The following is a 12,159-nucleotide window of genomic DNA, read 5'->3' as shown; positions in this document are numbered from 1 at the left end:
CCTACCAGCCGATGCCACAGTAATTCGGCCGGCCCTGCAGCTTATCGGCATCGGGCAAGCGCACCAGATCGATGACCAGCTGCTTCGGTCCGGCACGCCCTATCGCCTCGAGGACCTCCGGCGCACGTGAACCGGCGATCAACACTTCGCCATGATGGAGTACATCGTCGGCGTTATCGGTCAGCAGGTCACCGATATGCGGAAGCTGTTGCTGCACATAGCTTCTATTGGCTCCGATGAGTCGTGACAACGTCACGTTGGCGTCGTGGATCTTGACGTCGAATCCCTTGCCGATCAGGCGCTCGGCGAGTTCGACCATGGGACTTTCCCTCAGATCGTCGGTACCCTGCTTGAACGAAAGCCCGAAGATTCCGACCTTGCGGCGCCCGTCGGCCACCACGAAATCGACCGCACGCCGAAGGTGAACCTCGTTCGAGATCAGCAGATTCGACAGCAGCGGAACGTCGACGTCGTTGCGCCGGGCAGTGTGAGTGAGTGCTCTGACATCCTTCGGAAGGCATGATCCACCGAAAGCAAATCCCGGACGAAGGTAGGCGGGACTGATGTTCAGCTTTGTATCTGCGACGAAGATGTCCATGACCGCGTGCGAGTCGAGCCCCAACGACGAGCAGATCGCTCCGATCTCGTTGGCGAATCCGACCTTGAGCGCGTGGAAACTGTTGTCCACATACTTCGTCATCTCCGCTATGCCGATCGGTATCCGGAAGCGTGGACCCGGTAAACCGTGATAAAGCTCCATCACCATGTCCCCGCTACGGGAATCAGATTCACCGACAACGGTTTTCGGTGGATCGAGAAAATCTTGGACGCTGGAGCCCTCACGAAGATATTCGGGGTTGATGCACACCCCGAAGTCCGCGCCGGCACGCTTGCCGGATGCAGCTTCGAGGAGTGGGATCAGCAGATCATCGCACGTCCCGGGGACCATGGTGCTGCGGTAAACGACCACGTGCCAGCGGTCCTTGTCGACCAGAGCAGCGCCGATCTCTTCCGTCACCTGCTCGAGAAAAGCGGTGGACAATCCGCCGCCCGCCCCTGATGGCGTACCGACACACACCAGAGAGATATCGGTCTCGAGGACGGCGGACCTGGCATCTGTGGTGACGCGCAGGTTGCCAGCGGCGACTACCTCTGCGGTGAGGTCACCGATTCGCTCCTCGACGATCGGTGAGCGTCCCTGCCGAAGAGATTCGACCTTTTCGGCGCTGACATCGACGCCGACGACGCGGTGCCCTCGCGACGCCAGGCAGGCCGCCGAGACACACCCGACATAGCCCAAGCCGAAGACGCTGACCCCCGACACCTCCCTCACCTCGCTCATGGCTTGCTCCCGATCTTGTCGACGCGCCAAAACGGGCCGCTCACAACGGAACGGGGCAAAAGGTGGTCGATCGTCAACCCGCGCCGGCAGTCATGCTCCGACCACGTGGCCGTCAACGTGGATCCGTCCATCCCGATCGCCGGATCACTGATCGCCCCCGCATCTTCGGTACACAACAGGGTGAGAAGCGCAACCGGCGTACTCACCACGCACCGCGCGCCAAGCAGCCATGCAGGTGTTCTCGCCTCGAGGCGGTCCGACCACCAGCCCAGCTGAGACTCCGAGTCTGCCCTGACCTGCTCGGTGTTGATGGCCGCCGTCGCCGCGTAGCTGATTTGGAGCACCGGGCTACCGTCGCGGTCGACAAGATGGCCCTCCTGGGTGGGCGTGACATCGAGGTCTGGCGCCAGCGGCCATGACACCACGATGTCGTGCTCCGACCGGCCGTCGATCAGATCGATCACCACGACCGTCGCGTCCCCCGGAGTCGCGATCAGCCAACGTCGGTGGGTCACAGGGTCATTGAGCCTGCGATAGCCGTGGTGTTCGGCGTCGACGATCCCTCGGTCGAGGTCGACTGAATGCACGGCCGTCTTCGCGTGGCGGCTCCAGAAAAAGGGGCCACCGATGACCGACTGGTCGACACCATCGACACACACCGTCGGGTGGGCGTGCGTGCCGCGGTGCACTGTCCGCCATTCCGGATGTCCGTAGTAACTGGCCGTTCCGGGATCGACGATGAGGTCGCGGCCGTCCGCACTCAGCGTGACGGCTAGCGCGTCGGCGTGCCCATGGGCAGCGATTGACAGGTATCCCAACGGGCCCACGTCCATCGTGATCCGGCGGCGTCCCGACCGCAGCACGACGAGGCCTCCGTCGGGTGCATGGATACCTTCCTCCACCGGTGGTCCGACACCGATGACGAGCTCATCGATGTTGCTCTCCAGTGCTGCGGCGAACCATGCAGCTGTCAGCGTGACTTCGCTGTACCTCGACGCGTTGCCGGTAGCCGCTGCCACGATCGCAAGGTGCTGGCGCACGGTGCGTTTCGATTCAGCGCCCAATCTCAACGCGATAGCGTCGTCGTCGTCTCCGTACCGCGGGTCTGGATCATGAACGCCGACAAGCGAAGACAGGTACTGGGAGCTTCGATCCAGCGCCGCTGTGAGTGCCGGCGGAACCGTCACATCGCGCAGCCGCAGCAACACGACAACGATGGACAGAAGCTCGGCGCTGAACATCTGGTAGGAAACAGACTGTTCGGCTCCTGCGCCGTCGGGGAGTATCTGTCGCCCGGCTTCTGCTGAGAGAGCCTGCATGCACTCGCCGAAAAGGCTTGCGGGTGCCGAGAGCTCGGGAAACAGCAAGTGCACCGTGGCTAACCCGGCGAGCTCACCGATCAGATGATTGTTGGCCGAACTGTAGCGCGACCTCGCGCGCCAACAGTAGCGAGCACTTGCGTTCAACATAAGCACCGCTCGGCGGTAACGCTGGGTGGTCAATGCGGCCGAGCTTCGTAGGCCTTCAAGCGCGATGCCCACCGATATCGCCCGCAGCCCTGCCTCGAAGGCACCGCGCCAGGCGATCCCGGTGCCGACCGGGTTTTGGTCGAGCCACGTATCGAGGTGTTCGAATGCCGTGTCGGCGAACACCGATCTTCCGGTGAACAGCCAGGCCTGTGCCAGTACTGGCAGATGCTGGAGCCGGTTCAATTCCCAGATCCACTTCGGATCACAGGGCGCAGCCCGGTGGTCGATTCTGGTGCTGGTTGCGGCAGGCCAGTGATAGTGGGCCACTGCGTCGTAGTTCCAGTCGACGACCTCACCGACGTTGACGCTCGGATATCCGAAGTACGTCCGCTCACCGGCGACAAGCCGTTCGGCCTCGTCGATCAAAGCCGCAACGTCTGTCGGTCGCTCGACGGAGATGACCTGCGCAAGATCTTGATCAAGTAGCGCTTGGTGGCCGTTTCCTTGGCGAAACCGTTGTAACGAGGCATCCCAGTCGGGGTCAGGATGGCCCAGCATTTTCTGGTCGGTTTGCTCATACGATCCGGCATTGCCCGACACCCCGCCGCAGGCTCGCTGCAGGCGCCACAGTATCTCCCGGGGAGACATCGTCGCTGCGCGACCGGCGTACCAAGCAAGACCTGTCACAACGCTCCCCCGGTGTCCCGATGTCCTAATCGCCAGATAAGTAGATAGCAAGTAATTCTATAGAGTTGGCCACGGAAATCAACCGGACTGTGCAGATTCAGCAAATATATCCGCGGCCTGGGTCCCGGTGTTGACTACGGAGTCCAGGGTCCGTAGAAACTCTTGTTGCCTAGCGAGTGTTGGCGCAGCTGGCGGGTGCCGATGATCGAATTACGGATGGGCAGCGGCAGCAGGTTCCGCACCAGCCGCCGGGCGGCTCGCAGGCTCAACTGGTGTCCCGCCGCATGCCCGCCACCGACATCCGTCCGCTGCCCAGCCATCGCAAAATCCGCGTGCGCGGCCGCGTAGTCAGATTGGATCGGATAATCCTGGAATAGGTTTACGTGCTTGGTCTTTACCGCATGCACCAACATCTGGGCAGGCCGTCGCGAAACCAGAGTCACCCGGTTCTGCACTTTGACCGGATCGGTGACCGAGTAGCACCAACTTCGATGACTGAGTTCTTCGCTCGGGTACGGACGACTTTCCAGGAGCACATCGTGTATCTGGAAGCCGTACTTTCCGTCGAATATCCGGAAGAACAGTTCCGGACTGAATTGGTAGAAGCCATGCCCCATATGGTTGTTCGCCGGCGTGAAGACGAACAGGCTGCCGCCTTCCTTCACAAGGTTCATGCAGTTCGCCACCGCGACAGGAAAGTTGAAGATGTGTTCGAGCGAGCCACCGTCGATCACCACGTCGAAAGTTTGGTGAAGGGACGACTCGATCGGACGGTTCATGTCGTGCACGATGTCGCATTGTTCGAAATCCGAGCAGTCCAGCGACATGACGGTTTGTGCACCGAGGAACTTCTCGAGGAACTCGTCGGCGTAGACGCCGTACGGGTAATCAGCGGCCGACAGGTCCACATCGTGCCGTTGGCTCAGCATCTCGATTTGCCGCGGCAGAAGGCAGAGGTTCTGGTGTCCGATGGTCAGGACTTTGTCAAAGCACACCTGGTTCCGTTTGGCCTTGCCGAGCAGAACTGCGCTGTTGTAACCGATTCCCATGTGTAGGTCTCCTTCAGTACCCCGGCCGGCGGGCGATCGCATAGACCGACGGTGCGGCCACATCGCGCAAGCCGCGCGAGCACACCGCATCCAAGATCGGCTCGGGTAGACGTCGGCTGTACTTGAAGCGCAGGTACTCGTCGGTCAGAAACCGGATATCGGTGAAGTTCGCCGCCAGCAGACGGTGCAGTTCGTTTTCGGAAAAACCTGCGTGGGCTCCGAATTCGTTTCGAAACCGGTTGGTGAGCCGGGCGCGGTATTCACCGAGATTCCACCGCAACTTCTGCATGGGTGTCGCATCGAAGGAGCCGAGGTAGCCGACCAAGCGGTGCCGATTCGGAGTTCCGACATAGATCAGTCCGCCTGGACGCAGGATCCGGCCCAATTCGCGCAAGCTGGCTGCCGGATCGCTGACGTGTTCGATGACGTGGTGGTAGAAGACCGCGTCGAAAGTCTCGTCTGCGAACGGCAGGTCCAGAATGCTGCCCGTTGTCAATTCGAAGTCTTCGACCTCCGAACCGAATTCCGGTTCCCACCTCGCCTCGATGTCCACGCCAACGAGCGATCCGCCGAGTTCACGCCGGATGAACAGCGCCTCGTGGCCCTTGCCGCAGCCCGCCACGAATACACGTGGCGTGACTCCGAGGTTGCCGACCGATCGGATGGTCCGACAAAAGTGTTGAGCGCCTGCGTGTGTTTCGTTGGCCGTCTCCGTTGTGGTCATGGTTGTGCTCCTCTGATCGGTCACCGGGACACCTCGCGGTAGAGCGCATCCAGGCGGCGCGATACTGCGTTGATGTCGAACTGCTCTTTGATTCGTTGATAAGCCGCGGCGCCGTAGCGGGCGCGCAATTCCTGGTCGTAGACAACCCGTCGCAGTGCGTCAGCGATCGAGTCGACGTCATCGGGCGAGACCATCACCCCACAGCCGCCACCGATCATTTCCGGCAGCCCGCCGACGTCGCTTGCGATAACGCACAGACCTCGAGCCATCGCTTCCAGTACAGCCATTGGCTGGCCTTCGCTGCGCGAGGGCAGCAGAAACACCTGAGCGCTATCGAGCAGCTTCTCGACCTCGGTCTTCGAAAGCCAATCATGAATGTCGACTGAGCCCTCCACGTCCAGCTCGCGGATACGCTTGCGGGCACGCTCGACTTCGCCGTCACCGGCGACCGTCAAGACTGCGGCAGTTCCGCGGCCGTCGCTGAATTCCGGGTCCCGGGACAGTTCTGCCCACGCGTCGAGCAACGCGAAGGTGCCCTTGCGATCACCGATACGGCCCAGGAATACGACGTGCACCGGTTCTGCACCGCGTGCCGCCTGATCGGCGCAACGGCCGAGTTGCACCGCGTTGGGGATCGCGAAAACGCGTGCATTCGGAAAGTATCCGCGCAGCCGAGTCGCCCATATATCGCCTAGCGCGACAAAACAGCTCGCGCGACTGACCGTCTCACGGATCACGGCTTGGACCGGCACCGGCGAATTCTCGTAGAACGACTGAAAGTTTGAGCCGTGCATGTGTATGACGACGGGCACACGCCACGCCCTGGCTATCCAGAACAGGATCAGCTTCCGGACAAGGCTGCCGCCGGTACTTGCGTGCAGGTGACAAACGCTGGGCCGCAGTCGAATCAATTCGATGACGAATCGGATGGTTCCCGATACGAAGGTCGAGACCTTTGTTGCTGTGGACCCATCGCGATGGCTTGTGACATGTCGGACATTCCAGTCGGTCCACATCCGCGTCGACTGCATGGCTCGGACATACGTTGCGATGCCGCCCTTGGTTTCCGTGCTGGTCGAAACCCAGAGCGCTCGAGGCTCAGACATGCGCGGCCCTGCGCTCACGCGTGCTTCGATCCGACCACCCCACCGCGACGCCGAAGAGCAGGAAAAGCGCTGCCGCAGGGAAGTCAAACAACCGCAGATCGACCGTCAACCCGCTAGTGAACAAGACCACCACGGCGATGAAGGCGGTGAGCGCCAATGGCTTTCCGCACAAATCGTCGACGGGCAGTGACCGGTAAGCAACCCATAATTTGTATGCAGTGACCAGAAGCACGGCGGCCCACAGGACAAGACCGATCAGACCCAGCTCGGCCAGGATGCCCAGATCGTTCTGGTGCGAGACGGCGCCATAGCCGCGAATCCACGGCACGTCAGGTGCCCACTGCTGGTGCCGGAAGGTATTGAGCGACTCAAATCGGAGAATCCCCCAGCCCGTCAAGGGCTTATGCGCAAACCCCCAGAGCGCCGTCTGCATCATATTGAGTCGATCCTCGACTTCCGCTGCGGAGCCCACGCCACCAGAAGCCCGGTCGTCGCTGGAGAACCGCGACCAGTTCGTCGCGACACCGAGGGCGACCAAACACAACGAAACCACAAACCCCTTGCGGTAGCCCGTTGCTAGACACGCTCCCATGACGAGAACGACGGCGGCGCCGAGCCAGACTGCGCGGGTATATGTGAGGTAGATGCCGACGCCGCAGGCGGCCGCGATGACGAGTGCGGATAGCCGGCGCCAGGTGGGCTCGTCTCGCCGACTGATCAGCAGCATCGCTATTGCAAAGCCGAGAACCATCGTCATTCCGCTGACGACGGGTTGGTTGAACACACCAATTGCGCGGTCGGCCCATGTGTCGACACCCGCTGTCAGCGACCCGTCGACGATAAAGCGTGGCCACACCAAGCTCTTCGGGCCGGTGAATTGAAGGATGCTCACTGCCGCCGAATACGCTGCCAATATCAGGATGGTCCAGAGCAGAACCCGCACCGCCGCAGTCCGGTCGAACGTGTAACGACCAACCACGTACATCACCAGCGGAAGACCGGCGGCGACCATGATGAATTGAGGTACCGAATGTGGCGCCCCGGTAGCGGGAACGATCGCTTCATACTCGTGCGGGGCGTACATCGAATAGATGTTCCACAACAGGTAGCCGGCCAAGGCGCACTCGACGGGCCCGATCCCGCGGAGCCTTGCGGGCGTGCGATGCATCCACACCGCGGTCGCAATAACGATCACGACGAGAAGCGCTGCGAAAGTTTTGTTGGGCAATACATTCTGCAATCCGCGATGGAGGAACGTCGCGAGAAGCATCGATAGTGCGGCGACGACGGGAGCGGTCAACGACCGCTGCTGCTTGCTCTCCGAGTGACGGGCGCAGCCGACGGCTTCGATCTCCGATTCCGACTCGGTAGTCATCGCTTCTTGGGCGTGGGTCACAGTCAGGAAGCTTGTTGCGCGATTGTCTCCGCATGTGCGGCCGGGACCTCGCGGAGGTTTTCGAAGCGGCGTTTGTCCTTGGTCTCCGACGCTGTTTCCGGCCGCACATCCCTGCGTTCGCCGCCCGACCTGTCCATGAGCACTGCTCCAAGTAGACGCGCGTGCGCCCGCTTGAGTTCGTCTGCCGCCGAGGTCACATCGGCGAACGTGGCCTTCTTCCGGGTAACCACAAGAACCGTGGCATCCGCTACGGCACACAGGGTTTGCGCATCCATGCTGTCACCGATCGGCGGGGTGACGATGATGATCCTGTTCGCGACGGTACGCAGCTCATCGCAGATCGCCGCCATTCGGTCGCGGGTCAATAGTCGGTAGCGGTCGCCGATGTTCGAGCCCACCGAAACCGTCTTGAGCAATGGATGTTCGGTGTCCCTCAATAGTTCGTGGATGAGGCCGACGTTGCCCAGAGCATCGTTGAAGCCGATACCGGTGACACCCGGCGCGGCCTCATTGTTTGCGTAGATGAGGACGGTGCACGCCCCTTGCCGAACAGACGACTCCGCCAGTGCGTCAGCGACTTCCCGCGCCTGCGACCCGCCTCGGGTATCGCTCACAGCGACGATGCTGGGCGCGGGAGGTCCGTCGAGACTGATGATGTTGCCCAGTGCCCGCAGGCGGTCCCGGCGGATCCCAACGCTGTGGTTCTTTCTGGCAGAGGGCACTTCGATCAGCGGTTCGACGCCAGTTCGCTGCCGCAGATCGGCCGAGTTGGCCGGCCTGGTCGAAAGGGCGCCGACGCCGAGAGCGGCGAGCATGCCGAGTAACAATCCGCCGACTGCCCCCGCCATGATGGTCAACGGCCTGTTCGGCGCCAGCTCCCTGACACCGGCCCTCAATTGCAGGCCGAGCAATTCGTTTGTGGCGTCTGACTTCACCTCATTGATTTGCGTTGTGAGAGCCGAGTAGAAGGCGTTCGCCGAACCGTCGGGAGCCAACGGCTCCACACCAAGGAGCTGACCCTGCAGGTCGGCGAGATGCTGGTCCTTGCCCTTCTGCTGCGTCGAGTTGATGTCGGAACTAAATGTCCGGGCCATCTTTTCAGCCGCATCCTGGGCGATCTGCGGGTTGCTCGCTTTTGCCTCGATGTTCAGAATCGGGCTCGCCCCCGCGGTCCGCGCCTCCGCGGTCACATCCTCGGGTATGTCGTTGCCGGCCTTCAACCGTTCGATCGTCGCGGGGTCGTTGAACAGGGTGAGGTAGCCGACCACCATGACCGCGTCTTGTTCGGGGGTCCGTCCGGAAAGCATGAGTGTCGACTTGCCGACATAGGTGGTTCGCGCGGTTGATGCGAAGGCAGCGGCCGCGAGCACCGTCAGCAGCATCACGACGGCGACGACCTTCCACCGGCGACGAATCTGCGCCAAACGGTACGTCGATGTGAGATTCACTTCGCCCTCCCCACAAAGGTGGTGATAAATGCACCGAAGCCCGCAAAACTCCCCGCAGACCCGCGCCTCGAAAAGTAAGGCGATCCCGCCCCGTTTCACCGGCCGGACCGACACTACCAAAGGCGGTGCTCGAATTCCACACGATCGTGCAGATTTGGCAAATCGTCGATCTGCGCTGTCAGGCAATATTGCTGGGTGAACAGCTTTCAGTTGTAACACTGGCACATTTTGCGTCCCGCAGATCGCGGTCCTGGACGCGGCACGGAGGGACTCTCACTCCGACTTCGCCGACAACCCACGCCGGCCGCGCATGCGGTGACTCATCGAGTTCTGCGCGCAAACACCGAGCCTTCCCTCTGCGGGGGCCGTATTGCTGATCGATCAATGTCGAGAGCCGCGCAACCGGTGCCCGCAACGGTCGGCGTCCGTCGATCAGCGATGGCCAGGCGGCAAATCGATGCGCCGCCATACGCGATACTGTATGCAGGACTGCTAGATTTCGCGATGATTTTCCACCGTTGTGTTAATCCAGGTAATTACATTGCCGCCTGCTAGTAGCGATTTGCCACAATTGCGTCTGGCGGTTCGCAACGGCGATCACCTACTATCACTGGCAAATACTTCATCTCTTAACCACGCGGGGGTCTGCTGATGACATTCGCTAGACGCATCCGCGTGATGTACGTCGTGCCCGACCTCGGTGTCGGTGGCGCGGAGCGCCATGTCGCCCGCCTCATGCCCAACCTGGACCGCTCGCGGTTCGACGCCGAGGTGGTCTGCATCGGCGATGAAGGGGAACTCTTCGCTTCTCTCGCGGAGTCTCATGTGCGCGCCGTTTCACTCCACCGCACGAAGTGGCAGGCGATCGGCGCTGTGGTCGACTTGACGCGCGAGATGCGGCGTTTCGCACCCCACGTGGTGATCACCCGGGGATACAACGCCGAGACGCTCGGGCGCATCGCGGCCCGACTGGCACGTGTGCCACACAGCGTCGTCTGGGTTCACAATTGCGGCGACACCGAGCGACGCTCGGCGGTTCGACGAATCGGCGACCGCCTGCTCGACAGAGTGACTAGCGCATATTTCGGTGTAGCGCGTGCTCAAGTCGATTACATGGTGGACGAACTGAAGTATCCGCGGAACAAGATCAAGACCATACACAACGGCGTTGATCCCGATGACTTCGACTGGACCGATGATCGAAATATATTGCCCAGCCTTGGAATCGAGTGTTCGGATAAGGTCGTCGGCATCTTCGCGATGTTGCGGCCGGAGAAGGATCACGAGAACTTTCTCCGCGCCGCGCGGTTAGTGGTCGACGAGATCCCCTCGGCAAAATTCCTGATCGTCGGCGAGGGTCCGATGCGCTCGGAAATCGAAGGGCTTGTCGACGCGCTCGATCTCGGCGAACATGTGGTGCTCACAGGAGCACGGGCGGATGTGCCAGCACTGCTGCGGGCGATAGACGTGTTCGTGCTGAGTTCCTACACCGTGGAGTGCTTTCCGATGGCCCTGCTGGAGGCGATGGCCGCAGGGCGACCCGCTGTCTGCACCGCCGTCGGCGGCGTACCGGAGATGATCGAAGAACCGGCGACGGGATATCTGATTGCGCCTGGGGACCCGGATGCGCTCGCCGATCGGCTGATCCGCATTCTGACGAATACCGAACTCGCAAAAGGGATGGGTCAGGCGGCACGTTTTCTCGTGGAGACGAAGTTCAGTCTGCGCTCCAGTGTTTCGGCTACGGAGGACGCACTCTCCGCACTCGTCAAATCATCCGCCCGCGCGGCGCGGCCCGTGCGGTTGACTGTCGTTCTCGACCTCACCTTCGTCGGGGGCGCCGAGATGCTGCTACTCAATCTGTTCAAACACCTCGACCCCGAAGTCGTCGCGCCTCGCCTGGTGTGCTTGCGCACTGCGGGACCGCTTGCCGACGAGTTCAGGTCAGCCGGCTTCGACGTCGCGGTTCTCGGTCGGTCCGGTAGATACGACATCCGTACTGTGTCCAGGCTCATCCGATCCTTCCGTCGGTCGCAGACCGACGCGGTTCTGGTGACGCACCACCACCGGGCTTCGCTCGCCCTCGGCCGCGTCGCAGCACGGCTGGCCAGGGTCCCGTCGAATCTGATTGCGGCCCACGACATGGATCTGACGGCCGTCGGCGGACGTGTCCTGCCGCGATGGGCAGTCAATACACTCGGGTTCTCCGACGCACTCATCCTGCTGTCGCAGGGACAAGGCCGTTATCTGCGCAACGAGGAAGGTGTAGGCCGACGCCTGCACACGACCACCCGGGAAGTAGTCATTCCCAACGGGATCCCAGTGCCGCCCGCGCCGACCAGCGAGGACCGGTTGCATGCGCGGAAAGCGCTGGGTGTCAGGGAATCCGACTTCGTTGTGGGGATAGTCGCCCGGCTCAGTCCGCAGAAGGCACACGAGGTGCTGTTCGCCGCGGTCGCGGCTTGTGTCACTTCGGTGCCACAAATCCGCCTCGTGGTGATCGGAGGCGGTGATCGCGAACACGAGCTGCGGGAGCTGGCGAGCCGACTTGGGATCGCCTCCCGCACAATATTTCTCGGGATCCGCAAGGACGTGCTTCACCTGCTACCAGGGCTCGATGTGGCTTGTCTGTCCTCGCTGCATGAAGGTGTGCCGATCACGCTGATCGAGGCGATGGCCGCAGGCCTACCGATCGTTGCGACCGATTGCGGCTCGGTTCGCGACATCGTGGAAGACGGCGAACAGGGCTTCGTCGTTCCCGTCGGGGATGTCGCCTGCTTTGCCGACCGACTCCTGGCAGTTGCGAATGACGCCGAGCTGCGCACGCAGTTCGGCAAGAGCGGACGCGCGCGCGCCGAAAACCAGTTCCGCATCGAGGAAACGGCGCGGATGTATGAGCAGATGTTGACCGAGCTTGCCGGACGGAAGGCATGAACCG

General features: G+C 61.9%; 8 protein-coding genes. 1 reads left to right on the top strand and 7 read right to left on the bottom strand.

The features are described from left to right. Nucleotide 1: 1 nt before the first annotated feature. From A5651_RS10825 to A5651_RS10795, 7 genes are all read right to left on the bottom strand, one after another. Nucleotides 2-1,342, bottom strand: a complete 1,341-nt coding sequence (locus tag A5651_RS10825; protein WP_066979570.1) for a nucleotide sugar dehydrogenase — start codon at nt 1,340-1,342, stop codon at nt 2-4. Further along, nucleotides 1,339-3,459: an alginate lyase family protein gene (locus A5651_RS10820; RefSeq protein WP_082943695.1), complete on the bottom strand. Its 2,121-nt coding sequence runs from the start codon at nt 3,457-3,459 to the stop codon at nt 1,339-1,341. The genes A5651_RS10825 and A5651_RS10820 overlap by 4 nt, the downstream gene beginning before the upstream one ends. Before the next feature lie 173 nt (nt 3,460-3,632). Beyond that, on the bottom strand, nt 3,633-4,547 hold the full coding sequence (locus A5651_RS10815) for a hypothetical protein (protein WP_066979564.1): 915 nt from the start codon (nt 4,545-4,547) through the stop codon (nt 3,633-3,635). Nucleotides 4,548-4,560: 13 nt separating this feature from the next. Beyond that, the gene (locus A5651_RS10810; protein ID WP_156662822.1) at nt 4,561-5,271 is read right to left on the bottom strand and encodes a bifunctional 2-polyprenyl-6-hydroxyphenol methylase/3-demethylubiquinol 3-O-methyltransferase UbiG; all 711 of its coding nucleotides are present in this window, start codon (nt 5,269-5,271) and stop codon (nt 4,561-4,563) included. A gap of 20 nt (nt 5,272-5,291) precedes the next feature. Beyond that, the gene (locus tag A5651_RS10805; protein ID WP_066979558.1) at nt 5,292-6,377 is read right to left on the bottom strand and encodes a glycosyltransferase family 4 protein; all 1,086 of its coding nucleotides are present in this window, start codon (nt 6,375-6,377) and stop codon (nt 5,292-5,294) included. Beyond that, entirely contained in the window at nt 6,370-7,752 is a 1,383-nt protein-coding gene (locus tag A5651_RS10800) for an O-antigen ligase (protein WP_156662820.1), read from the bottom strand. Before A5651_RS10800 ends, A5651_RS10805 begins: the two co-directional genes overlap by 8 nt. A gap of 23 nt (nt 7,753-7,775) precedes the next feature. After that, entirely contained in the window at nt 7,776-9,221 is a 1,446-nt protein-coding gene (locus A5651_RS10795) for a hypothetical protein (protein ID WP_066979533.1), read from the bottom strand. A 651-nt stretch (nt 9,222-9,872) separates the two neighbouring features. Between A5651_RS10795 and A5651_RS10790 the strand changes: the two genes are divergently transcribed. Then, entirely contained in the window at nt 9,873-12,155 is a 2,283-nt protein-coding gene (locus A5651_RS10790; protein ID WP_066979531.1) for a glycosyltransferase, read from the top strand. The last annotated feature ends 4 nt before the right edge of the window (nt 12,156-12,159 follow it).

Origin of the sequence: Mycobacterium sp. 1274761.0, assembly GCF_001668615.1 — a bacterium.
GTDB lineage: Bacteria > Actinomycetota > Actinomycetes > Mycobacteriales > Mycobacteriaceae > Mycobacterium.
This window is presented reverse-complemented; position numbering and strand designations above follow the sequence as displayed.